This is a genomic window from Gordonia oryzae (assembly GCF_003797185.1).
Classification (GTDB): domain Bacteria; phylum Actinomycetota; class Actinomycetes; order Mycobacteriales; family Mycobacteriaceae; genus Gordonia; species Gordonia oryzae.
Genome location: NZ_RKMH01000002.1, coordinates 270,491 through 294,045, shown reverse-complemented (window position 1 = coordinate 294,045; position 23,555 = coordinate 270,491). Strand labels below are relative to the sequence as shown.

Here is a 23,555-nt window from a genome sequence, read left to right as displayed (position 1 = left end):
ACCATGATGACACACACCCCCGAGGACATGCCTCGCGACTACAGCGAGCACGCCGCATTCACCGCAGCCCTGTACGCGTCCGGCGGCAGCGCCAGCGGCTACGAGGTCTACGCCGCGCTGCAAGATGCCGTCGAGAAGTACGGCATCCTGCCTGACCAGCCGACGGCGGCAGAGGCACTGGCGATCGACACCCATGGACGCTGGGACGCGGCGGGGCGCCCGGTCTTGGAAGATCGCGACCTCTACGACGCACTCTGGGCCTACCAGGACGCGCTCGACGCAGGAGCCGGCGCCTCCCTTCGCTCCGCGCTACAGGCCCTGTCCGACCTCGCAGCCGAGGGGCGCTACTTCTCACTCGGCCGGCGACACGATCAGCTCCTCGCCGCTCTGGCGACGTCGGAAAGGCTGAATCAGGCCAGCGACCAGATCCTTTTGCAGGCCGTGCAGTCGGCACGGGATGCGGGAATGAGCTGGGACTACATCGGTGATGCGCTCGGTATCGCACGTCAGAATGCGTACCGGCGATTTGCGCACCGGGTCACCACGCCAGTGACGACGAAGCGGTCTCGCTGAGGGAGCAAAAACGAAGCCGCCCCCGATCCGTGTGGATCGGGGGCGGCTTAGTGGTTGTCCAGGCTCAGAGCGGGTGTCGCATCATGACTCTCTGCGATTGGGCTCCCAGTGTTTCTTGATCTGTGGCCGGTCGGTGACGGAGGAGCTGGCCTCTGGTCCCGGTTGGCGTCAGTGTATGTTCCTGAACCTCACCCGCTCTGAACTTGTGCCTTTACTGTAGCACTCAATTATGTTGTTGCACAATAGTTTTCCGATTTTGCCGCGCATTCCGTCTTCGGGAGCATCTCGGCAATCCGATGCAGCGGGTCGAGCCGATCAGGGACGACATTGGCGACATGTAGTGCGACGGCGAGGATTCCGGCCCTAGCGAGCACCGGGTGTGCCTTCGTCCATCGGTCGGCCTCCTCGGAGAGCGTCTGCCCGCGATGGCATGCGAGGTCATAGGCGACCACGAACGCCGCGATCAGCGCCCACGCCCGTTCGGGCGGCAGATGCTTCACAGCGACTTCACCCAGTCGGCCAGCTCCCGTTGGCGCGCACCATGATAAGCCGCCACATGCTCGGTGCCATTGAGGTACCCAGTGGCGCCGGCGATCGCCGCACCCCACCGCCTCCACTGGTCCACAGGGCTGATGAACAGGTACTTCCCCAGCACCTGCCAGCGCCCGAATCGGAGGTCGTCGAGCATGTCCCAGGTCCAGCCGGGGAAGTTCTGCGCGGAGAAGGACTCCGAGAAGTCAGCGACGTCGCGGATCGGCGAGTCGGCCGGACATTGGCAGATGATGTCGAGCGGGTTCCACACCCAGTGCTTGGGCACGCTGATGGGCTCAGGGTCGGCGCCGGTCACCCCGTAGTTGGGGCCGATCCCCTTCGGCATCGCTGGGTCGGCGATGAATCCCACACCCTGCAGGTTGTGGTGGCCGTGCGCCGCGGTCATGTGGGCGAGCTGGGCACCCCCGGAGTATCCGAAGAGGGCGGCGGGCCCTCGATCGAGTTCGGCGAGCGCCAGGGCCACGCCTTGCTGGAGGGCGTGGAGGTAGTCGTCGCCGGTGAGGCCTGCACGTCCCACGGGGCCGTATTGAGCCGACCAGGGCAGCTCGACTGTCTCGATCCCGGGGATGAGATCGGTGACCCCCTCGAGCATTGTGTCGTGGCCGGTGGGGTCTTCGCCGATCCCACGGCAGCGGATGACCTTGGTGATCTGCATTGTCATTCTCCGATCTCGTCGATCTGGTTGCGGAGGTCGTCGTCCATCAATGGCAGGGTGATTCCCGCATTGCGTGCCGCATCTCGGCAGTCGTCGAGGTGGTCGTCCAGCCGCCGAATCACTCTCTTGAGGAACACGATTCGTTGCAGGCGACGCTCCGACTCCTGTTGGACGGGCTCGATGAGGTTGCGGGTGGTGGCGGCCACGATCGACTCGTCATGGACTCGTCGATGCCCACGGTCCATCCACTGCTTGACCAGCGCCGCGATCCACGACAGCAGGCCCGCGCCGGAGAGTGCTGTGAAGATCGCGATTACCTGCGTGATCACTCGTCACCGTCTCTCACCTGCCGTAGTTTTTTCAGATCAGACCGGATCTGCCGGATACGAATTGCACAGGCGGCGGCCAGGAGTGCCCCAACCACACCGCCGTGGATACCGCCGTGTCCGGCATCGAATGCCGCAGCAGAGTAGGCCAGTTGAGCCATCGCGCACACGAACAGCGCCCACGCCTCGGAAGTCGCACGCCGATGAGAGATCGTGGGACAGTCCGAGGTACGCCACGTCGCCACCACGCCGATGAGGCCGCCGATCCCGTAGATGGCATAGAAGACGTCGTTGCCCATACGGAAGTACTGCGGCCACGACGCGGCGAGAGCGTTGGACACATCCACCTCGGTACACAGGCTGATCAGGCCCAGTAGGACGCCTGCCCAGAAGACGGCCTTCTCGAACGGGGCAGCGCCCCGGACGCCGACCCACACAAGGGGTGCGGGCTCGTCAGCGGACATCATCCACCCCGGCTGCGACCCACACGACCCAGCAGGCCAGCCAGAGATACACCACGATCCCGGTGAGGCCGGCGATCGGCGAGGCGATGGCCGCGCCGATCCCGGCGAGGGCGAAGAGCAGGAAGCTCACTGCGGCGAGGCGTAGCGCCCACTTCAGCGCCCTGGGCCACTTCAGGCTGGCGATGGCTACCGCAAACGCCCCGGCGAAGAACAGCAGCCCCCACACGTCGGAGCCGCCGAGGTCGTGGACGAACTTGTATGACGGGCCCGAGACTCGCTGCTGGCCACCAAGGATCAGCACAGCCGCCAATCCGAGGAGGAGCACGGAAAGCCACCGGGCCGACTCGTGTGCGAGTAGCTTCGCCTGAGCCGTCACAACCCGAGTGCCTTGCGGAGGTCGGCCACCGGTAGCGCGGACATCACCTTCTCGGCGTCGGCGACGGCCACGTTGGCGATCGGGGTGACCTTGGTGGCGACAGCGCTGGCCTCCGATGCGGCTGCCAACGCCTCGTTGGCGATGGGGGTATCCGTGAACTTCGCAATGCCCGCGAGACCTGCCCGCGCCGCGTGCACGGCCTGCTCGACCTTCGGTATCTCGGCGGTCACCTCGGTGACGGCAGGGACGGTTTTCCCGAGCGCTGGCGCATAGCGCTCGACGTCACCGATCAGCCCGTCTGCGCCGGAGAGGATCGCGGTCGCTCCTTCGCTGTCGACCTTCTGCCGATATGCCTGCCCCGCTGTGAGTGCGGGCTCCAGGTCCTCACGAACGAACAGGGCGCCGTCGTGCACCACTGCGGTGACGTTGCCGGTCTTGGCGTCTTTCAGCACCTTCTCCGCATCGGCCCTGATGCGGTCGAAGTTGGGCACCAGGTAGGTGACGACGGGGATCGCGATCAGCAGGATGATGCCGATGGGCACACCAACCTTCGTCGGAAGGTATGGCTGTGCGACGGTCAAGATGAACACAAGCCCCGAGGCGACCGACAGTGCCCCGGACCAGATTGCCTTGTTGTACTTCACGATGCGCTCCCGTAGGTGAGGCCGAGGTGCTTGCAGCACGCAATGGCGCGGGCGTTTCCCGCTGCTGCGGCGGCGGTGAGGCGAGAGATGGAATCGGGGTCGCCGAATGCGGCGCCGGCCTCGACGTACATGGCATCCGAGCGGGCGTCGGTCGCCCGGATCAGAGCTTCGACGTCGAACTTGGTGGTGTTGCCGTTGGCGTAGGGGCTCCACGACAACTGCGTGTTGCCCGCGAGGAGTGCGGCGCGCTCGATCGAGACGCGGCCCCAGTCGGACTGGTCGGCGTTGTACTGGGCGGCGAGCTGACGCGGGGTCTTGCCCCACGTGCTCTGTGCGTCTCCCAATTGGGAGGCGTTGGCGACGGGATCGGACATCGGGATTCCTTTCAGGGGTCTCAGTTGGGCGTTGTTGGCGAGTAGTCGGGCGACGTGCTCGGTGGCGTCGGTGCGGCGCCGTTGCTGCGCGAGCCATTCGGCCGCGGCGCTCTCGGTGGTCACGAGGGTCCGAGTTGCCCCATGTAGGTGGCGAATTGGGCGTACTGCGCGTCGGTCATGCCTCCGGGGTTCGTCGGGCCGACACCGCAGAGCGACGCGAACTGCTGCGGGGTGAGGTTGTCGGCACTGTTCATGTCGCAGTTCCCGAATGGTGCCGTTCCTTCGGGAAGTCCACCGCCGTAACCGCTTCCGTCGGTGTACTGGTGGGCGATCTGGTACGGCAGGCCAGGATTGGCGCCGTACCCGGCCGCGATCAGGCCGCCGATCTGTGGGAGCCGAGTCGAGTATTCCGCCCACATCTCATGAAAGTCGCCGGAGTTCGCGTAGACGATGACCCGCTTGAGGTTCCCGGCGTAGGCGGCCATGGCGTCGACCGTCGCGTCTACGGCTCCGGTCTCGTCGCCGGCCGGGTTGCCGCCGCGCTCGAGGTCGATCATCAGGATGACCTTGGGGTGCAGGCCACCGCAGGAGTCGATCATCGACCGCATCGTGTTGACGGTGTCCTGCCAGTTCGTGCGCCAGTAGGCGTAGACGATTCCGCACGCGAGACGACCGCTGTTGAGAGCGTCGCACATCCAGAGATAGTTGGCGGCGAAGTGTCCGTCGCGGTATGTGCCATCGTTCGCGCGAATCGAGAGGATCTGGTACGGGTACGAGTCGTTCACGACGTTCTGGAACTCCGAAACGTCGGCGAAGAGAGACATGGTCGCCCTTTCAGTTGACGATGATGGGATCGGCGTCGATGACGCCGCCTGCGGGTAGGCGGATGGGGAACTGACCGATCGGGACCGGCTCGCCGACGGGCTCGTGGTCGCCAGGGCCACGGAAGTAGGCGAAGTGTGTCCACTCTCCTGCGGGGGCGGCGATCCGGGCGCGTCCGGTGACGAGTACGCCTGTGGTCCAGGTGATCTGGGATCGCCGATAGTCGGGGTGGTGGGTGGGCTCTCCGAGGGTTCCGTCGGCGCAGCGTCCGATGACGCCAATGAAGGTGGGCCACACGGTGATAGCGAGACGGCCGTCGCCGTGGACGGGGGCGGTCATGACTGTGTGTAGGTCGGTGTCAGAACGATTTGCCCGGGAGCTGACAGGACTGTTGAGGTGATGGCGACGTTGTCGATCATGTTGTTGCCCGACGCTCCCGAGCACATGATGGCGTAGGTGTAGGTGCCAGCCTGGGCGTTGACGGTGACGGCACTCCCGTTCATCACCCCGCCCGATCCGGCCGACCAGGTGGTGGCGACGCGGGCGTACGAGCCGCCGGATGCCTCGTTGGCGGGCGTAGCCGTGGCTCCCGGACTGCCGGTTGCGAGGCCGAAATACGGTCCGAGAGTGGCGTAGTACGCGGCGAGTGTTTGCTTGGTGCTGGTGACTGCGACCATGTGGGTCTCCTTTAGGTTTGTCGCGCGACGAGCCAGGATGCGCCTGGTGCGCCGTTGAATCCGGGGCTGCCGCTACCGAAGTAGCCGCCCGCGCCGCCGCCACCACCACCGCCGGGCGACTTTCCAGCCGAGCCGGACGAGCCGGAGGTTGCGGTGCCGCCCCCGGTGTAGGTGACGCCGTTGTAGGTCTCGTTCCCCGGCGATGCGCCGGGTTGTCCGGTGCCGCCGCCGTAGGGTGCACCCGCTCCGGCTGCTGCGGTGACGGTGTGACTGGTGCCTGACGGGTCGGTGTAGGTGAGGGTGGTGGCGGTGCCGGTGTTGCCGCTTGTGCCTTTGGCGCCGCCGGTGCCGCCGGTGCCGACGGTGACGGTCAGTGTGGTTGCGTTCCAAGGGATGTCGACACCTCGGGTGAGGGTGACCGCGGTCCAGGATCCGGCCGACCCGCCGTTGCCGGTGGCACCGAATCCGGTGTCGCCTCCGGATCCGCCACCGCCTGAGCCGACCATGATGACGTCGATGTAGCGGCACCACCAGGGAATGGTGTACGTCGAGGTGCCTGCGGTGGCGTAGGTGGTGGTGGTCGCGGACTTCGCTGGGAATGCTGCGCCGACGGCGAGCGCTCCAGCACCGGCGAGGGCCACCGTGGCGGGCACTCTGGCGTAGGCGCCCACCGACAATGCGCCGCTACCGGCGAGGGCGGCAGTGACGTACTGGTACCAGCGTTGAGCGGCGACGGCGAGCACACCCGCGCCGATGAGTTGCGCATCGGCAGGCACGCGGGCGTAGGCGGTGGCGGTGAGCGCTCCGACTCCGGCGAACTGCGCGGCGGCCGGGGTGATGGCGTACGCCGCGACCGAGAGCTGTCCTGCTCCTGCGAGATTGACGGCGGCTGGCACGCGAACGTACGCGCTGACCGATAGCTGGCCCGATCCGGAGAGCAGAGCCGCGACGACGGGCTCGTACCACCAGCCGACGCGCGGCGCGGTCACAGTCGGCGGTCCGGGCGGTGACCATCCGTTGAGCGGTTGGGACTGGTCGGACGGACCCGACGGTGACCAGCCGGTCACGAGACAACGCTGACTGCCGCCCAGGGGATCATTCGATCTGCGCCCGTGAGGCTGGAGAGGCTGACGGTCTGAGGCAGTGTGCTGAGTCCGGTCTGGGTGTAGTACGCGTGTTGCAGCACAACGTCAGCCCGTGGAACTCCGTTATTCGGGGCGGCAGCGTAGCTGCGAGCTGTCTGGGCCAATCCGGGCGCCTGCTGGAGGTGAGCGACGAACAGGATCTCAGCTGGCACGACGTTGATTCCGAAGGAGGAAATGTCGATACTCTGCTCGCCAAGGGATGACATCATGGCGGACTTCAGGTTTCCGTTGCTCGTCACCTTGGTGAGGGTGCCCCCGGAGTAGACGTACACGTCGAGGAACCATGCGTCGATGGAGAAGAGTGCACCGTCCGCTCCAGTGATGAATCGCAGCTTTCCCAGCGTGCCCTTCCGGTCCGAGACAATGGGGGTGAAGTAGGCGGTGCCCGTGCCCGGTGATCCGAACTTGTCCACCTGTGGAGGGAACGTTGGCAGCCCCGACGACGAACAGACCAGGGGGCATCCGCTCGGTATCTGCGTTGACCATCCAATGACCGACTGACGCGGGACCGTGGCCATATCCGTCAGATTCGACACGTAAGCGGGCGTCGCATACCCGGTGGCGAGACCGGCAACGGCAGCTTGGACCTCCGAGGTCGCATAGCCAGACCCGGATGCGTTGGTCGCTCCGTTGATAATGCCGTCGACCACGGCTTGCGCGTTGGCGGTCGTTGTTGACTGCCACCCGGTCAGCGAAGCCGCGAAGTTCTGCACATTGGTGACCGCAGTGCTGATTGCGGTCACGGCTTCGCCTTCTAGCGTCTGCCCGATCTGGTTGAACGTCGAATTGATTGTGGACAGCGCGTTCTCGAGGTCGGTGATCAGCGATTGGTCGATCGTCTGCGTCTTTGTCAGCGACAGGTCATCCCACCACACTTGCCCCGCAGTGACATTCGCGGTCACCACGAGCTGGACGCGGACCTGATCAGCACCCGAGGGCACCGTGTAGGTGCCGGTGATCTCCTGCCACGACCCGGCCGCTGACGGGGACACAACGCTGCCGATCGTCTGATGCGACAACTGATTACCGTCGAGGTAGGAGATGACGTTCAGCGAGAACGCCGAACCTGAGGCGGTGACCCCGGACCACTTCAGCCACCCGGCGACCGAAAGAGACTGGCCCGCACTGACCGCCACCACATTCGACACGAGGGTCTGCTGCACTCCAGTGCCGGTGGTCGTCACCGACCCGTCGGTGTGCCCCGAGGGTGCGGTGTTGCTGTGAGTGGTGGTGCCATCCCACGTCCACCCCGAGCCCTCCGGCGCCATCGACACCGAATCGACAAAGCTGCCATTGGTCAGCAGATTCGGAGTCCCGACCGCGCCGATCGCCGACGCCGACACCTGCGCGATCCGCGACGGGTCGATGATGCCGTCGAGGCCGGTAATGAAGGCCGCCAGATCGGCCGCCGTCGACTGCCCGCCGAGGACATCACCAATCAGCGTGCCGAGCTGACCAAGAGCATTCTCCGCGTTCTGCAGCGCGTTCTGCGCGGCACTCAGCGCGTTGGTCGCGGTCGTGTTCGCGGTGTTCGCCGTCGTGGACGCATTGTTGGCGGTTGACTGCGCCGACGTCGCCGTGGTCTGTGCCGAGTTCGCGGCCGCCAACGCATTCGAGGCAGCTTGCTCCTGCTCCTGGCCCCACTGCCGCAGGAGTGCAAGCGGATCCAGGCCGTCAATGTCCGCGGCGTTCGCGATGTTGATCGCGATGTTGCCCACGATCCCGAGGAAGAACGCCTTCCAGATCGCCGGGAGCATGTCGATGACGTTGGAGGTCTCCGACGGCAGCATGTCCGATGGCCACGACGTCTTGACGACCCCATTGAGGATCGAGCTGGGCTCGGTCATGCGAGCGGCACCACTTCGATCTCAAACGAGGCGTGCGCAACCGACACTGACCACTGATCGGTGGTCGATGCTGTTTGCAGCGCAACGAAATACAGGGTTGCGGTCGCTCCCGCCGCCACCTCTGCGTAGGCCGACGAGCCGGAGATCGACGAGCCGAACGCGGGAAGGCAGGAGACCGTCTGCGTGAGTGCTCCGGTGACACCTTGGCCGTATCCGACCTGCGTGCCCGAGGTCCCGTTGAGGTACACCGCGAGATCCAGGTGGGTGTTCACCGTGCCGGTCAACTGTGCCTGCGCGGTCACGCGGGGACGCCACGCGAACGGCTGCGCGGGGATGCCCAGAGAGGCGATGGTTACCGTCGACGAGCCCGTCCCTGTCCCAGCGGTGAAGCTCTGGCATGAGTACAGGGCAGGCACCCAGATCGCCTGGATCTTCCACTTCTCGTCGGCTCCCGAGTAGATCAGCGCGGCGCCGTCCGACGGCGTGCCCTCCACATCCGAGGCTGTGCTCACCGTCGCCGTTGGCCCGGTGGCTCCCGTCTGCCCTGTGGGCACACCGATGGTCACCGTGTACGCCGACGGCTGCCCTGCGCCACCTGGAGAGGTCTGCGTCTGCGAGATCGTCGGCGGGTTACCCGGATTCACCGGCGTAGCCTGGAAGTTCAGCTCCGGAGGTTGCCCGGGCTGTCCATCCACCAAGGCCGGGAGATTCGCCACGCCACCGGCCGGGGTGAAGACGCCCGTCGCCACACCCGTCGACTGATAGTCGGTGGTGTTGCTCATCATGATGTTGCCCGACCACGACAAGGCGTCCGTGGACTGCACCACAATGGACGTATTCTGCGGCATCCCAGAGTCATTGACCGTCAGCGTGTAGCCCGTGGGGACGGTGACCACCCACGGACCACTGCCCGTCACCGTGGTGCCGGGGACGATCGCCGCCAGCGCCGACTGGAAGTTCGCGGCCGACACGTCGTAGGCCAACGCCGCCGTTGACATGGTAGTGCCGGTGAAGCCAGCGGTGAACGTGCCCGAAGACGGATTACCGAACGGGAGAACGTAAAACGTTGCGGTCAAGGAAGTCTCCTAATTCTGCGAGAGCATCGCGATCTGGAGATCGGTCTGCAGACCGGCCAACTTGCGCTGCATGATCTCGGCGGGGTCCTGGCGGGAAGAGTTGTCACCGATCTGCGCCGTCACCTGCACCCGGTTGTCCCGGTCGTCGGTGAGGGTGATCTGCATGACGTAGTCGGTGTAGAGCGCGTTCATGAACTTCCACGTGGCCAGCGCACCGAGGAACAGATCGACGCCGAGGACGTATGGAAATCCGTTGTCGAAGATGAGTTCTGCGCTCTTGTAGCCGCGCGTCTCCCACATCGCTCCTTCGAGGGCGAACTCCTCGTTGAGGGTGTAGGCGGTCGATCCCGTGGAGCAGAAGTACTCCGGCTTGCCGTACGGCCCCATCTCTGACCGGCGCTGCTCGTTCTCGATGAGCTGATACGCCAAAAGCACGTCGTCGAGCACCCCGTCGAGCAGGGTGTTGGGGATTCCCTCAAGACCCACGACCGTCAGCGCCGATCCGAGCAGGAACTCGACGGTGGCGTTGATGATGTTGTTGACCCAGTCGGGTGACTTCCCGCCGCCGACGATCTGCCATGCCAGCGGGGCATGAGCGGGAGCGTGGAACTCCTTGACACCGCTGCGAAGTGGGTTGTCGCAGTCGAAGAACACCCACGGCTTGACGAAGTTCACGCCCAAAGCGGGAGCGATGTTCACCCCCTCCGGCGCATATTCGCCTTCGGCGTTGAGGAACGGGGTAAGGATGTCGCCGAGCATCGAGTGCTCGAGGTCCACGGCATCCTCGACGAGGCCGTCGACCATCGTGCCCGTCGGTCCGGTGATGCCCGAACGGTCCTTCACGTCGAACACCACAGTCGGCTGAGTGAGGGTGAACCAGTCGGTGGGCTGTGCATCTCCCGGCATCCACACATCCGCCGTGGAGACGAGCCCATTGTCCTTGCACACCTGCTGGATCAACGTGGCAGCCGTGTCCATCTTGGCCGAGAACGCCACCCACTTCGACGTGTCGAACAGCGGGTCGGTGGGCACCACCGCGCATGGGGTGAGAAGTCCTTCTTTCTCCAGCATCGACCCGAACCATGCGGCGGGATCGGTGATGTTGTTGGCCATCTCCCACAGACCGGTTTGCAGGCGGATGCACTGTTCCCCGACCATGGCTTTCAGGCATGAGATCGCGGGCCCGATGTAGATGGCTTCCTTGGGCTCCTGCAGCCAGATCGGGGCGGCGAAGTTGGGCCACACCAGGATTCGGTTGTACCAGTCCCAGTCGCCCTTGACCTGGATCGTCCACTTCAGTTCACCCTCGGAGAAGTCCGGGGAGCAGGTGTCGACCTGCCCGGTGAACCGCATCGACCCTGAGGTGATGAAGATCGGGACCACGGTCTTGTCGCAGTTGTACGCGAACGGCCCCAACGGATCTGACCCCTTCAGGGTGACCGTGGCGGTGTCGACGTCGTTGACCACCCACGTGGCTGTGGTGGAAATGTAGTCCGACGCCTCCCCGGCGTACTCGTACATATTGGTGAGCATCTGGACGAGGACCTGACCCTGGCCGGGATTGGTCAAAGGCGATGTGTCCCACACCTGCTGGGCCGCATTCATGGCAGCATCGGGCCGCCCGTACAGAGCTGCGGTGAGCTGTGTCGGGTCCGGTTTGACGGCGTACACCGCTACTCAGGCCACTTCCGGTGTGGGGTGAGCGCACCGATCACCTGAGTGTGCGCAGTGCCGCCGGTGACAGAGATCGGCATCGACCAGGTCGTGGGCTTGGTAGGGGTAGCAGGCACCGGTGTCGAAAAGCGACCGTTGAGAAGCGAATACAAGTTCCCCTGCGGCGGGACGATTCCGAACCAAGACTCGAATGTCTGCAACAGCGGCGGCACGTTGTTGTTGGTGGCCAGGTCGATGATGTTCTCCAGCCAGGTTTGCCAATGCGACATCTGCGCAGTGGTCGGCCGATTCGGTGTCAGGTCCAGCACCCCGCGGACACCGGGCTTCGTCGTGACCAGCACGATCTGTCCGGACTCGATCGGCCCAAACGTCACCTCACCGCCCGGATCGTGGAAGGTGACAGTTCCCGGACCGTAGACCAGATACCGCGCCCACTCGTCCTGATCACCGAGGTTGGTCATGCAGGAGAAACCGCCCGACTGGCCCACAGGAGCCGATACTGAGTCGTAGGACTGGAAGAACGCCTGGTCGATGTGTAGCGGCACCGCCATGGTCGAATGCCCCACCAGCGCAGGCGATGTCTTCCACGTGGCGTCGATCTGCTTCCCCAATCGCGCGGGCAGCCACCAGTCCCCCATCTCCGGGCTGAACCAGTTGAGCTTCCCCGGATACTTCGGATCCAGACCGGAGATGAGACGCCGGGTGATGTCTCGGTACGACGACGGCGAGTTCGCGAACACCTCCAGATCGACGGTGATCTCGGCAGGGTCGTAGACCGCACCCATCCACGTGTCACCGTCCTGCAGTGCCCCCTGCTGGGTCAGCATCTTGATTGACGCCATCAACCCCTCGATGGAGGACATGTTGACGCCCTCCAGCGGAGGGATCGGCGCCAATCCGCCAGAGAGCGGCCAGATGTCACCGTTGCGGTCGATCCATGTGATGATCGGATCAGCACCACTAAGGAGAGAGTTGATCCCGAATTGCGTGAGCTGAGGGATCATCGCGTACCACTCCCGACCTTGGAGTTGATCTTGCGGTAGATGTCGTTGGCGACCTTGTCGCCCGAACCGCCGTGGACGTGCTGCTCACCAATGTTGACGCTCACCCCTCCGCGAGAATCGGTGGAACGCTTCGACACCGCGGGAGATGCTGCTTGACCGGCGGTGTTCGCCGTGGCGAAGTGCGCCTGCCCCAGAGCGGTGGCGATCTTCCCGGGCCACGTGTCCGTGGGGTCGGTGAGTCCGAACGTCTCGAGCAGACCGTCGGCGAGGTCGCCGCCGATGTTGCCGGCGTACTGGATCGCTCCGTTGGTGATCGTGGTGGCGGCATTCGCCCCCACCAGGCCCGCGAGAGCACCGGCAGGTCCGCCCGCTGCACCGGCGGCCGAGGTGACCGCGCCCATCGCGGCGCCGGCCAACCCGCCGCCGACACCGAGGCCGCTGGACTGGTAGTTGGCAGCACCGGAGGTGTCCGACGACGCCGAGTAGTCCGGAGTTGTCGAGTCACTGCCCGCGGTGTTGGTGGTGTCCGAGTTTGCCGACGAGTCGCCGGACGCACTCGGGGTAGCCCCGGTGGGGGCTGTGGGCGTCATGGGTCCGGTAGCTGCTGCGGCCGACTGCTTCTGTGCGAGCCGAGCCTTGTCCTTCGCCTCGGTGGCCTGAGCGTTGCGCAGGGTGTTCGCCGCCGAGATGGCCTGCTTCGAGTTCTGACCGTACTTCGAGATCGCCTCGTTGAGCTTCTGCTGGTCGATCGCGACACGCTTGACCTGGTTGTCGTAGGACTGCTGTGCAGCGGTCGCCGCTTGCGCCGACGTCGCCGCATGGTTGGTGATCGCCTCCTGCGCGCTGGTGACCGCAAGTTGCGCGGTCTGCGCCTGAGTCGAGTTCTTCCCGTACTTCGCGACGTCGTCGTTGTAGGTCTTCTGCGCCTTCGACAGTCGCTCGGTGGCCTTGGCGGTGGCATCCACTCCCGCGGTGGCGGCCGTCGTCGCCGCGGTGGTCGCCGCCGCAGACGACGTGGTGGAGTCGGTCGCCGCAGTGGTCGCAGAGGTGGCGTTCTGCTGCTGTGCCTGCTGCTGAGCAGCGAGCAGGCCCTTGCCGACCGGATTGCCCAGGGCCCAGTTCATCATCGTCGAGCCGAGGAACGATCCGAGGCCGTGGACGGTCCAGTTCGACGGATCGGTCATGTCGGTGAGCGCGCCGAAACCGCCCTGCGTCTGGCCGAAGTCGTTGGATGATCCACCCGACGAGCCGCCCGACGAGCCGCCAGAACTACCTCCCGAGGTGCCCCCCGACGTACCTCCGGCGCCAGTCGTCCCGATGCCCATCGGCGTGTTCGGGTCCTGCTGACTCTTCGCACCACGCAGCATCGACGCGGGGAAGTGCATTGCGTTCGTCCACTGCGGGTCGTTGGGCGATGTGCCAGTGCCGATGTGGAAGTTCTGCTCGGTACCGCCCGCCTCAGCGACCTGCCCGCCGGGGAGGACGACCTCGGAGTGCCCGTTGTTGAATCCGCCGGTACCGCCGTCCCACCACAGGACGGTGAGATCGTCGGCACCGCCCCGGCCGGGAAGGGCGCCGCGTGCGGAGAGCCACTGACCTTCGGAAGGTGTGGACATGCGGGAGCCGAACTCCGGCGCACCGAGGTAGTCGTTGACGATCATGCTCGTCGCGCCTGTGCAGTCCAGCGAACTCGCGCTGAATCCACCCATCCCGTAAGGGGTTCCGACGTGCGACTGAATTTCCTGCATCGGATCGACGACCCCGCCGCCGGCATAGTTGTGGCCGTCCGCCGCCTCGGCGTGGTTGCCGCCGTAACGGCCCTTGATGTAGTTGATCGCCGCCGCAATGTTCGCCACCGGGTCGTAGATGTCCGTGGAGGTACCCGGCTGGTGGTATGCCCGGAAAGTGGACCCAATTGTCTGCATCAAACCGCGAGAAGGGTCTCCGGCCTTTGCGTTCGAGTCAGTGAGGTTGATGGCGTGCGTGTTACCGCCAGATTCACGGGCGATGATCCGAAGGATGTCGGGTGTCCACGATGAATCCACACCGGTCAACTGCTCAGCTTGAGAGATCCACGCTCTTATCTGCTGATTGTTGGCGATGGACGCAGGAAGAGCCGCCGCAGCACCGGCATCGGGGTTGCGATTCACCCACCCGGCAACCCAATTCGCGATGTCGTCGACAGCCTTACCGGGCACCTTCGCGACGAGGGACCCGAACGAGGACAATCCCGACCCCTGCACGGGCACAAGGGCACTCTTGAGATAGTCCTTGATCACGCCGATCGGATTGGTGACGACTTTCGCCAGGAACTCCGCGGTGTCGACCGTCGCGTGGATGGCCCTCTTGCCGAGGTTCACGGCACCGCTGCCGACGCTCGATAGCGCGTGTCCGATGGAGCTGAGGACGCCCCCCGGAGCGAAGTGGTTCGGAGGGATGCCGTTGGCATTCTTCCGACCGCCGGAGAACAGGTGATTGATCGCCAGCAGGTTTCCGACGCCGCCGAACTGCGCCGGATCGACCGGTGCCTCACCCTTCGACACGACCGCCATGCCACCACCACGGATCGGCACGGGAACCGAGTCGATACCAGGCTCGTAACCGGGCCACGGAGAGCGGATGCCGAAGGCGCGTGCGGCTTCGGGGACCAGGATTCCCTGACCCGGAGACAGGACACCGCCGCCCGCGAACCCTGCGGCCGACTGAAGGCTGAAATTGATCTTATCCAGCTTCGGGGCACCGAACGCGCCAGCAATGTCATTCCACAGAGGAGCCAGCGCGTCGTTATATGCCGTGTTCACAATGAAATTCACCGGCGTGGCGACGATCGAAATGATCTTGTTCCACTCCAGCTTGAAGGCCTCAACCATGACCTTCACGCCGGTCTGCATATCGGTCCAGACCTGCCCGATCTTGTCGCCGACCGGCTTGATCACGTCGTCATAGAGCCAGTTCCACGCCTTGCCGATGCCGTCCCGGATCCCCGACTCCATATCGGAGAAGACCTGCGAGATGACCTTCCACCCATCCGACAGGGCATCGGTGATGTCGTGCCAGTGCTTCACCATCTGCTCGATCCCGACGATCACCAGACCGATCGGTCCGAGAGCGATGAGCAGCACGTCGTGCCACTTCTTGACGAAGTTCCAGGCCTTCTCGATCCATCCCACGACATCGCGGAACGCCTTGGTGAGGGCGTTACCGATCGCGTCGGCCGCCTTCTTCACCCAGTTCCAAACATCCTTGACGATGTCCCGGAAGGTCTGAGAGTGCTTGTAGGCCAGCACCACTCCGGCGACGAGGGCGGCGATTGCAATCACGATGAGCGCCAGCGGGTTGGCGTCCATGATGATATTGAAGGCCGCCTGGATGCCAGACCACACCTTCGTTGCGGCCGAAGCCAGTTTCGATCCGACCTCGAGGTCTTTGACGCCCTTTGCGGCCTTGGACGCGCCGCCGGCGAGCTTCTCGAACCCGCTCGCGATGTTGCTACCGGCGAGCTTCCCGAGGTCGGTGACCGCAGTTTTCGCCTTGCCGCCAAGCTCGGCGACCGCGGTACCCGCCTTCTTCGCCCCGGACACGCTGGCGGTGCCGAGATCCGACGCAACGTCGAGCGTCTTCGACCCGGCGGACTTCGCACCCTCCAGCACCTTGGAGCCGCCAGACTTCGCCGCGTCCAGGCCGGCCCGAGCCTTCCCCTTCACCGTGTCGAGGGCCTGACCGGCCTTCGCCTTCCCGGTCCAGTTCCAGTAGTCCCCCACAGCGCCCGGGACGTTCGCGACAGTGCGCGCGGCCCCAGCTACGCCGCGTCCTGCTGCCGAGACTCCTCTGCCGATGCCGCGCGCCGCACCCTTCACCATCGAGCCGCCGAGATGGTCGGCGCCGAAGAGATTCCCGGCCATGTTCAGGCCCTTGACGCCAGCTGCCGCCACCCCGAGAGCGCCGAGGGAGAGGATCGTCGACTGCAGGACCGTGGAGTGCTTCGACAGCCACGACGTCGCGTCTTTGAGGGCACCGAGGAACGAGTTGAGCGGTCCCTGAGTCGTCTCGCCGACCGAGATTAGGCTCGAGTTGATGCCCGACTTGATGTCCTTCACCTCTTGCGAGGTGGTGGCGTGCATTTGGGCGGTGTCCTTGACGTCGCCGTTCGCATCAGGTCGAGCTCCCGCGATGCGCCCCTGGATGGAACGGACGTCTTCGTAGTTCGTGCCGCCGAGCATGAGGGCCGTCTGGAGTGTCGGAGAGTCGCCCACGGCCTGCTTTACCAGGCCTGCGGCCGACGTGTCGTTCGTCCCCGTCTTGTTGATCAGATCAGAGAATCCCTGAGACTTCTGGTAGGACGAAAACCACTGCTGCAGTTGCTTGTCCTTGCCGAATGCGGACGCCTTCTTGCCTGACGCGAGATCGGCCTGGAGCGCGTCGGCTTGCTGCTGATCGGCAGAGCTGAGCCCGGAGTACATCGTTTGGGCACGTTGAGCGTCCACCTTCGAGGTGTTGTACGTCGACATGAGCACTTGGCCGCCGGGAAGCTGTGGCATGGCAGCAACCTTCTGCATGACCATGTCGAGGGTGCCGGCGAGTCCGTTGGTGCCCAAAGACTTCTGCAGCGAGTCGGCCTGCAGCCCGAGCATGCCCAGAGCAGTGGCCTGACCGCCGGAGACTGGACGCCCGAGAACCTGGATCGCGTGCTGGAGGTCCTGCGCGGCCTGCTCTGCCGAGATGCCATGCTTGGTGAACTCGTCCATGTCGGCCCACAGCTCGGTCTGCGAGATATGATATTGCCCTGCAACGCCTTCCACGGTTCCTAGCGACCGAGAGAACTCATCGAAGGTCGTCTTGCCGTTGGACACCGCGGTGACCATCTGCGACATGATCGTCGACGACTTCGACATCGGCTCGTTGAAGTTGATCATCGTCGTGGTCAGCGCATCGGTGACCTCGGACAGATCGGCGTTCTCGTTGGACGCACCCTGCGCTGCCGCCTTCAGGGCAGAGAGTTGCGCCTGAGGCGCGGAGAATGCCGGCCCCATCGACGCGGTCGCCTGCGTGATCTTGCGCATGCCAGTCGCAAGTTGATCCGAGGTGTAGCCGACGTCACCAGCCATGCCGAGGATGCCCTGCCGAACTGTTTCAAGGTTCTTCGGATCCAAACCTCCACCGGTGACGAGCAATTCGGTGGTGCGATTGAACTCGGCCGCCTGCTTGGTGCCATCTGCGAGCGCAGCTACCACGCCGACCATGCCGACGGTTGCGACGGTCTTCAGCGTGCCGTTGAGCGCCGTCATCCGCGCTGCGTGAGTGTCGGTGGCGGCGGCCGACTCCTCGGTGGTTCTCGCGAGCCTCGCCTGCGCCGCTTCGTAATCGGTGGTTGCCTTCGTGGCGAGTTCAGTCTGCGCCGAGGCGTCCCGCGTCGCCTGAGTGAGCTTGAGCTGGGCGGCCATCGCCTTACTCGACGTGTCGCCATACTTGGCCAGCACCTCGTTGAGACGCGCCTGCGCGATCTGTTGCTTTGAGATCGCATCCTCAGCCAGTTGCGACTGCCGGGACTGGCTCGTCATGGCGTCGGCAACGACCTTCTGTGCGGCGGCGACCTGCCTGGCCTGCTGCTCAGCCGCACGGGCGGCGGCGGGAGACCCCTTCATCCCCATGGCATCCGAGAGAGTCTGGCCAAACTTCTCGTAGCGCGCCTTCATCGCATCCATGGACGCCTGCACGCCGGCCATATCCCACCGGGGTAGGACGTCGACGAAGATCGAATCGAGAGCCACTGATCACCTCCCTTCGAGAGCGAGTTGGGCGTTACGCATCTGAGCCGTGACGTGGGCATTCCACGAGGACGCCTGTTGGCGGTTTGCCTCGTCGGCGATCCGTTGCTGCGGGGACTTCACGAGCGGCGGGGACCACTGCTGGCCGCCGAACATGCCTCGAAGATCGGCGCGAACGAGAAGCAGCTGGTTCACGGTGAAGGCCGACATGTATTCGGCCTCAGACCAATCGCCTTCGCGCATGGCCGTCTTGGTGGCGGAATCATCGGGGAGGTGGGTGACGATCACCACGAGTTCCCTCGATGAGAGCCGACCCCTGTACCAGTCCTCGATGGTGTACGGGGTCCGGAACAGGAGGTCGGCTTCAATCTCGTTGGGAAACTGCCTCAGGAGTCCGAGGGCGCGGGCGATTTTGGGTCCGCCTCACCCTTCTCGGCGTCCTCCTTGGCCTTCGCGATGTCGTTGAGCTCGTTGAAAACCCAGGCGACCATGTACGACTCGCCGCCGTCGGCCTTGAACTGCTCGTACTTCTCCACGCCGAAGATCGAGCGAGCGAGTCGAGCCGACGGGTTCGGGGCGGTCTTTCCGTCGATCGTGGGGTTCTCGGTGTTGGGCCTACCTGCACGCGGGACTTCGATGACTTCGCCGGTCATCTTCCCGTCCTTGTCGGTGACAGCCACCTTGCGCGGCGGGGTGTCATCAGGCCACGGGTCGAGATCCTTGTCCTGCCACATGGCGTTGATGCGCTCCAGGGCGTCATCGGGCATGACCTGCATGCCGTGGACTCGGTAGTCGCGACCGCCGACATTGATGTCGACGTACGGGGTGATGCCGAGCTTGTCGGCGATCTGCAGCTGCAGCTCTTCGAGCGTCATCCGCGTCGGAAGGCTCTTGAGCCGGATCGGCGACTTTTCCTCCACCACCTCGGCGTTGACGATCTCCGGGGCCGCGTGTGCTGGCTGTGTCATCGGTTGTTCCTTTCAGATCATCGGTTGGTAGGTCATCGGTTGTGGGTGGCCCCGAAGGGCCGGGGCGGCGCGGGTAACCGATGAGAAACCCCACGCCGCCCCGGTCTGTGATCAGCTCGTCGCGGTGATGCTGTTCGACGGCGCCGAGGTCGCGGCCGACCCGTTGGTGGTCGAGGTGGCCGTGACGGTGAAGGTGTAGGCCGAGCCGGTGGTCAGGCCCGACACGGTGAGCACCACGCTGTTGCTCGAGCTCGAGGTGACCGTGACGTTGCCGCTCGACACCGCGGTGGTGTTGCCACCGGTGGTCTCCTGCACCGTGTAGGTGTAGGCGCCCGATCCGGTCTGCGGCGGGGTGAACGTCAGGGTGGCCTTGTCGCCCGACTGCGCGGCGGCGACCGGCGTGCCCACGGCGCCGGTGGTGCCGCCGGAGTTGACCCAGCCCGGACCGCCACGCGAGAAGATGCGAGCCAGGCCGGAGAACGGGTCGATGTAGGAGACCGGATCGTAGGCCGACATCACCGGGTTCTTCGGATCCCACGACTGACCGGTGGCCTTGTCTCGCTTCGCCATCGCGTAGGTGACGGCCGAGTACTCCTCGACTCCAGCCTGCTGGTCGACGCCGATCACGATGATCTGGCGCGGGAACAGCGGCGTCACACCGGACTTGACGATGTTGTAGCCGATCGAGCCGTCCGCCGGCCGACCAGTCAGCGGGGTGTCGTTGTAGATGGCATCCACCGCGGCGGTGGCTTCCATGAACTCGACGGTCAGCGAATCCTGGTCGGTCTCGACGTCCGACCGGACCGGCATGCGCGTCTGCCACACATCGACCTCGGAGGTGGTGAACTTCGGGTTGAACTTGATGCCGTTGGACGAGCACGACCCCAGGTTGATGAACCCGAGGGTGGCCAGTCGGGCGAAGTCGATCGCGAGGCCGTCGGAGGTGAACGGCGTGAACGTCGGCAGCAGCGCGGTGGACGCGTTGCCGTAGTCGCGTGCGAACACAGATCCGAACTGCGCCTTGAAGATGCGGTTGTAGTTGGTGGTGTTGCCAGCGGCCCACAACACATCAGTCATGATGATTCCTTTCAGAGCACGCAGATGCGCGTGTCGAGTTGGTAGCGGCCGACGAACCGCTTGAGGTTCTCGTCGTCGTAGGGCATCCAGATGGGCCTCTGGATGACCTGGAATCGGTCGATGGACACGAGCTGCCCGTTGACCGATATGGGTGCCGACTTGATGTCGACCATGAGTGAATGTCCCTGCTGAGCAAGGTCATTGGCACTCGATCGGTTGTTGTGGAAAAAATCGACTTGCACGCTGGCATAGTCGGTGACCCCGTCGTTACCGGCCGCGATGCAGCGGATCAGCACGAAGGGGAGCCCTGCGGAGTTGTCCATCTCGGGACGGACATTGTTGGGACACAGAGGATTCAGGTAGGAACACACCAGATCCTCGGCGTCCGGGAAGGTCCAGACGAAGTTAGCCATTGGTGAAGTGGCTTCGGGTCTTCTCGGCGAACGCGTAGGTGGGCATCTTCGAAGACCCGTACTCGATCCAGTGCGCCTTGTAGTCTGTGGACTCCACGCGCCCCTTGATTGATCCATCCTTGCGACGGATGGTCTTTGCCCGGATGGAGCGCTCGTAATCCCCCGGCTCCTCGACGTACCCCGACTTCAGGGTGTGCTCCTTCTGGTGCTCGAACACTCCCTGGGTGAGGGATCGCCAGTACTCGGCGACTTCCTCGGTGCGCTTGAGTACCTCGGCGGTCACCATCGGACCGGCGAGCGCCTTCTCGAGTTCGGAGACGTTAAGCGCCACTGGTAGCCCTCGCTTTCCGGAGATACACCGTGGTGTGGTGCGGGATGCCGAGTCGGTTGGTCCACGGGCGCGGCTCACCGACGATCTGATAGATGTCGGTCGATCCGGTTGGGGTGTAGGTGCATTCGGTGGTGATTCCTGACGGCATCTGTGTCGCGGGGATCAGCAGTTTGGAGTCGTCGATGGTGAGATCCGTATTGGAGATGACCTCACTGGTGGACACCGGTTGCATCGACAGCCCCTGCACGGAAACGGTGGCGGGGTTGTTGATCGGCTGGAAGTGCTTGTCCAGCTGCGTCACAGCAGACGGCACCGAGAACGTCCCGGAGTCGTTGCCGTAGATCACGCCACACCCACGTCGGCGTACCGGTCGAGGATTTTCGTCACCCACGGCTCGAGATCGCCAGCGCGCTGTGGTGCGTAGCGGTCGGCAATCTCCCCCACCTTCTGCTCGATCGAGCCGAAGGGATTGTCGAGGTACTGGGTTGCGAGATGTGTGCACACCGCGGCGATGTCTGTGGGGACGGTGGTGTAGCCGTGGGAGTACACCACCTGCACCTGCCACCCGTAGTCGGGCAACAGTGGAGCGGGGGTTGTGGACCCCAGCTCCACCATGTAGTTCATCGCCGACATCGGCATCGTCACCCACCCGGTCTCGTCGGACGAGTAGGTGGATGGATCGCAGACCACCCATCCGGTATCGGTGAGGATGGACACGGATGTGATTGCGGTGACCGGGTATTGGGGCAGCTGAAAGCCGTCAGCCGATGCAGTGAGGGTCACGGTGTCGGAGGCGTTGGCCACGAACGACCGACCGGTGTAGCCGGTGATCATCGCTGAGGCCACACCGACTGCCGTCGACATCTGCGCAGGGGTGAACGCCGGAGCGGTGATCGTCGAAGGGGCGACGAGCATCGCATCCGACGCCGCGAACTGCGGGGTGGTCACTTACCCTGTGCCCCAGTGGTCTTGCTCGTGGACTTCGGCGCGGGTCGCTCGACGACCTTCTGCTCCACCTTCTCGGCGACGTCCTCGACGGTCTCTTCATCGGGGTCATCCGGGGTGAGTTCGTGCCGACCGGTGGGGATGGTCTTGCCGAACGGTCGCCGCAGGCTCATGTGCCACGGATCGATATCCGAGATCATGGAATCCCTTTCGCTGGTGAGAGAGTGGGACGCCGGGGCGCCACGCGGACGCCCCGGCGTTCAGATCACTCGCCGGACGGAGCCGCGACGGTGGAGGTGCCGGTGGCCAGCTGGATCAGCTGGAAGGCCGCGGGCTTGAACACCATCAGGCCGAGGCGTTCCTCGGCGCGCACGGTGACCATGCCGTCGACGAAGTTGGTGCCGTTCTGGTTGCTCATCTGCACCGAGATGGCTTCCTTGCGGGCCGCGGTGATCGTCTCGGGGTAGAAGCCACCGAGCAAGATCGACCCCTGCGGGATCGACGGGGTCTGCACGACGCGGGTATCCCACAGGGTGGTACCGCCGCCCTGTGCGTAGCCGTAGTTGGTGCCGAAGAACGAGCCGCCGAAGAACTGGCCGTTGTTGTCGGTCGCCTTGCGCATCAGCTCCCAGTCGAGGGGGTTGATGAGCACCGCGTTGGGTGCGATCCAGCTGTTGTACTTCACCTGCGTGATCGCCGACAGCAGGCCGAGGCCGATCTGCACGCCGGTCGGGTAGGCGCCCGCCGAGTTGGCGTAAGAGCCGGCGATGACGCGGCCGTACCGCAGACCAGTGAGGGCCTGCGACGTCACGCCCGCGGCGGGGGTGCCGACGGCCGGGAAGTTCACGGCGGCACCCGCGGTCACCGCCGTGGCGTCCTGAGTGAAGCCCGAGGCACGGTTCAGCAGGCCATTGACGCCCGGGTAGCCGTTGCCAGCGAGGAGCTGCACCTCTTCCTGGCGCTCGATGCCGGTGATGAGTTCGTTCTGCAGGAACGAGAACAGCTGCGGGGCATCCCGCACACCCTCGTCGGAGACCTCGGCGGCGTTGGTGATCTTGCCGACCTGCTCATCGACCCGGGTGAACTGGACCGAGCTGAACGGGTAGGCCGCACCCTCGGCGGTCTCCGCGGCGTTCCATGCGGTCGCCCCCTGCATCAGGTAGCTCATCATCGGCGTCGACACCGAGATCGCGGGCAGGATGTCGGCGATCGACAGGTCATAGAGCGGCTGCTGCACAATGCCCGGGAGGAACGTCGGGAGGATGCCTTCACCCCAGGCGCCCGGAGCGAAGAGGTTCTGACCGGCGGCCACGCCCGGGCCGGCGCCGAAGAATCCCTCACCCATGCCGTTGCCGGCGGCGGTGGAATCCTTGAGCTCGACCGAGAACTTTTTCTCGAACGCCTCACCCTTGAATCCCTGCGACTTGCCCTCGACAGCGATGCCGCCGAGTTCCTCGACGGCGGAGCGCATCTGCGGGTGATTGGCCAGCGCGTAGGCGAGCGCGCGCTTGGTCTGGCGCAGGGTCCGCGCCTCCATCCGGCCGGTGGCCATCCGGATCGGTGCGCCGTCCTCGGTTTCGGCACCGGAGTCGGGAGCCTTGAGCTTGGAGCGCATCTCGGTGACGCGCTCAGACAGCTCGAACTCCTTCTGCAGCGCCTCGTAGTCAGGGGCGATGGCATCGAGCTGAGACGACTTCTCGGCGGTGGTGAGCTCGGTGCTCTGGTAGATGTCGGCGATCTTCTTGTCGAGTTCACGCTGACGGGTCTCGATCTGCTTGGCCGTGGCCATGATCGGTGTCCTTTCATGCAAAAACCCCCACACGGTGAGTGCGGGGGTTTGTATGGGA

The 23,555-nt window shown here is 64.8% G+C and carries 26 protein-coding genes; 1 reads left to right on the top strand and 25 read right to left on the bottom strand.

The genetic code is table 11. The features are described 5' to 3' along the window. Nucleotides 1-3: 3 nt before the first annotated feature. Nucleotides 4-573: a hypothetical protein gene (locus EF294_RS03520; RefSeq protein WP_123925674.1), complete on the top strand. Its 570-nt coding sequence runs from the start codon at nucleotides 4-6 to the stop codon at nucleotides 571-573. A 227-nt stretch (nucleotides 574-800) separates the two neighbouring features. Here the strand turns inward: EF294_RS03520 and EF294_RS03515 are convergent, their stop codons facing one another. From EF294_RS03515 to EF294_RS03395, 25 genes are all read right to left on the bottom strand, one after another. Continuing rightward, nucleotides 801-1,073 carry a DUF7427 family protein gene (locus tag EF294_RS03515; protein WP_123925672.1) on the bottom strand — a complete coding sequence of 91 codons (273 nt, stop codon included), beginning with the start codon at nucleotides 1,071-1,073 and terminating at the stop codon, nucleotides 801-803. Beyond that, nucleotides 1,070-1,786, bottom strand: a complete 717-nt coding sequence (locus tag EF294_RS03510) for a hypothetical protein (RefSeq protein ID WP_123925670.1) — start codon at nucleotides 1,784-1,786, stop codon at nucleotides 1,070-1,072. Before EF294_RS03510 ends, EF294_RS03515 begins: the two co-directional genes overlap by 4 nt. Continuing rightward, entirely contained in the window at nucleotides 1,783-2,109 is a 327-nt protein-coding gene (locus tag EF294_RS03505) for a hypothetical protein (protein WP_123925668.1), read from the bottom strand. Before EF294_RS03505 ends, EF294_RS03510 begins: the two co-directional genes overlap by 4 nt. Then, the gene (locus tag EF294_RS03500) at nucleotides 2,106-2,570 is read right to left on the bottom strand and encodes a hypothetical protein (protein WP_123925666.1); all 465 of its coding nucleotides are present in this window, start codon (nucleotides 2,568-2,570) and stop codon (nucleotides 2,106-2,108) included. The genes EF294_RS03505 and EF294_RS03500 overlap by 4 nt, the downstream gene beginning before the upstream one ends. Continuing rightward, nucleotides 2,560-2,946 (bottom strand): hypothetical protein, encoded by a 387-nt coding sequence (locus EF294_RS03495; RefSeq protein ID WP_123925664.1) that lies wholly within the window; start codon nucleotides 2,944-2,946, stop codon nucleotides 2,560-2,562. Before EF294_RS03495 ends, EF294_RS03500 begins: the two co-directional genes overlap by 11 nt. After that, nucleotides 2,943-3,590, bottom strand: a complete 648-nt coding sequence (locus tag EF294_RS03490; protein ID WP_123925662.1) for a hypothetical protein — start codon at nucleotides 3,588-3,590, stop codon at nucleotides 2,943-2,945. The genes EF294_RS03495 and EF294_RS03490 overlap by 4 nt, the downstream gene beginning before the upstream one ends. Continuing rightward, entirely contained in the window at nucleotides 3,587-4,087 is a 501-nt protein-coding gene (locus EF294_RS03485; RefSeq protein WP_123925660.1) for a hypothetical protein, read from the bottom strand. The genes EF294_RS03490 and EF294_RS03485 overlap by 4 nt, the downstream gene beginning before the upstream one ends. Then, on the bottom strand, nucleotides 4,084-4,788 hold the full coding sequence (locus EF294_RS03480) for a glycoside hydrolase family 25 domain-containing protein (protein WP_123925658.1): 705 nt from the start codon (nucleotides 4,786-4,788) through the stop codon (nucleotides 4,084-4,086). The genes EF294_RS03485 and EF294_RS03480 overlap by 4 nt, the downstream gene beginning before the upstream one ends. 10 nt (nucleotides 4,789-4,798) lie before the next feature. Beyond that, on the bottom strand, nucleotides 4,799-5,125 hold the full coding sequence (locus EF294_RS03475) for a hypothetical protein (RefSeq protein ID WP_123925656.1): 327 nt from the start codon (nucleotides 5,123-5,125) through the stop codon (nucleotides 4,799-4,801). Beyond that, nucleotides 5,122-5,463 carry a phage tail fiber protein gene (locus EF294_RS03470; protein ID WP_123925654.1) on the bottom strand — a complete coding sequence of 114 codons (342 nt, stop codon included), beginning with the start codon at nucleotides 5,461-5,463 and terminating at the stop codon, nucleotides 5,122-5,124. The genes EF294_RS03475 and EF294_RS03470 overlap by 4 nt, the downstream gene beginning before the upstream one ends. A gap of 11 nt (nucleotides 5,464-5,474) precedes the next feature. Continuing rightward, entirely contained in the window at nucleotides 5,475-6,530 is a 1,056-nt protein-coding gene (locus EF294_RS03465; RefSeq protein ID WP_123925652.1) for a glycine-rich domain-containing protein, read from the bottom strand. Beyond that, nucleotides 6,527-8,455, bottom strand: coding sequence for an alanine-zipper protein (locus tag EF294_RS03460; protein WP_123925650.1), 1,929 nt, complete (start codon nucleotides 8,453-8,455; stop codon nucleotides 6,527-6,529). The genes EF294_RS03465 and EF294_RS03460 overlap by 4 nt, the downstream gene beginning before the upstream one ends. Beyond that, on the bottom strand, nucleotides 8,452-9,531 hold the full coding sequence (locus EF294_RS03455) for a hypothetical protein (RefSeq protein ID WP_123925648.1): 1,080 nt from the start codon (nucleotides 9,529-9,531) through the stop codon (nucleotides 8,452-8,454). The genes EF294_RS03460 and EF294_RS03455 overlap by 4 nt, the downstream gene beginning before the upstream one ends. 9 nt (nucleotides 9,532-9,540) lie before the next feature. Then, entirely contained in the window at nucleotides 9,541-11,136 is a 1,596-nt protein-coding gene (locus EF294_RS03450) for a Gp37-like protein (RefSeq protein WP_221182435.1), read from the bottom strand. A 68-nt stretch (nucleotides 11,137-11,204) separates the two neighbouring features. After that, entirely contained in the window at nucleotides 11,205-12,209 is a 1,005-nt protein-coding gene (locus EF294_RS03445) for a phage tail domain-containing protein (protein WP_123925646.1), read from the bottom strand. Continuing rightward, the gene (locus EF294_RS03440) at nucleotides 12,206-17,977 is read right to left on the bottom strand and encodes a phage tail tape measure protein (RefSeq protein ID WP_123925644.1); all 5,772 of its coding nucleotides are present in this window, start codon (nucleotides 17,975-17,977) and stop codon (nucleotides 12,206-12,208) included. The genes EF294_RS03445 and EF294_RS03440 overlap by 4 nt, the downstream gene beginning before the upstream one ends. 3 nt (nucleotides 17,978-17,980) lie before the next feature. After that, on the bottom strand, nucleotides 17,981-18,262 hold the full coding sequence (locus tag EF294_RS03435) for a hypothetical protein (protein WP_123925642.1): 282 nt from the start codon (nucleotides 18,260-18,262) through the stop codon (nucleotides 17,981-17,983). A 98-nt stretch (nucleotides 18,263-18,360) separates the two neighbouring features. Beyond that, on the bottom strand, nucleotides 18,361-18,942 hold the full coding sequence (locus tag EF294_RS03430; RefSeq protein WP_123925640.1) for a hypothetical protein: 582 nt from the start codon (nucleotides 18,940-18,942) through the stop codon (nucleotides 18,361-18,363). Nucleotides 18,943-19,053: 111 nt separating this feature from the next. After that, nucleotides 19,054-20,019 (bottom strand): fibronectin type III domain-containing protein, encoded by a 966-nt coding sequence (locus tag EF294_RS03425; RefSeq protein ID WP_123925638.1) that lies wholly within the window; start codon nucleotides 20,017-20,019, stop codon nucleotides 19,054-19,056. 11 nt (nucleotides 20,020-20,030) lie between these two features. Then, nucleotides 20,031-20,432, bottom strand: coding sequence for a hypothetical protein (locus tag EF294_RS03420; protein WP_123925636.1), 402 nt, complete (start codon nucleotides 20,430-20,432; stop codon nucleotides 20,031-20,033). Further along, nucleotides 20,425-20,763 carry a hypothetical protein gene (locus EF294_RS03415; protein WP_123925634.1) on the bottom strand — a complete coding sequence of 113 codons (339 nt, stop codon included), beginning with the start codon at nucleotides 20,761-20,763 and terminating at the stop codon, nucleotides 20,425-20,427. The genes EF294_RS03420 and EF294_RS03415 overlap by 8 nt, the downstream gene beginning before the upstream one ends. Continuing rightward, nucleotides 20,753-21,109 (bottom strand): hypothetical protein, encoded by a 357-nt coding sequence (locus EF294_RS03410; RefSeq protein WP_123925632.1) that lies wholly within the window; start codon nucleotides 21,107-21,109, stop codon nucleotides 20,753-20,755. The genes EF294_RS03415 and EF294_RS03410 overlap by 11 nt, the downstream gene beginning before the upstream one ends. After that, nucleotides 21,106-21,711, bottom strand: coding sequence for a hypothetical protein (locus EF294_RS03405; protein ID WP_123925630.1), 606 nt, complete (start codon nucleotides 21,709-21,711; stop codon nucleotides 21,106-21,108). The genes EF294_RS03410 and EF294_RS03405 overlap by 4 nt, the downstream gene beginning before the upstream one ends. Further along, nucleotides 21,708-21,908: a hypothetical protein gene (locus EF294_RS03400; RefSeq protein ID WP_123925628.1), complete on the bottom strand. Its 201-nt coding sequence runs from the start codon at nucleotides 21,906-21,908 to the stop codon at nucleotides 21,708-21,710. The genes EF294_RS03405 and EF294_RS03400 overlap by 4 nt, the downstream gene beginning before the upstream one ends. Nucleotides 21,909-21,973: 65 nt before the next feature. Continuing rightward, the gene (locus EF294_RS03395) at nucleotides 21,974-23,497 is read right to left on the bottom strand and encodes a phage major capsid protein (protein WP_123925626.1); all 1,524 of its coding nucleotides are present in this window, start codon (nucleotides 23,495-23,497) and stop codon (nucleotides 21,974-21,976) included. Nucleotides 23,498-23,555: the final 58 nt, after the last annotated feature.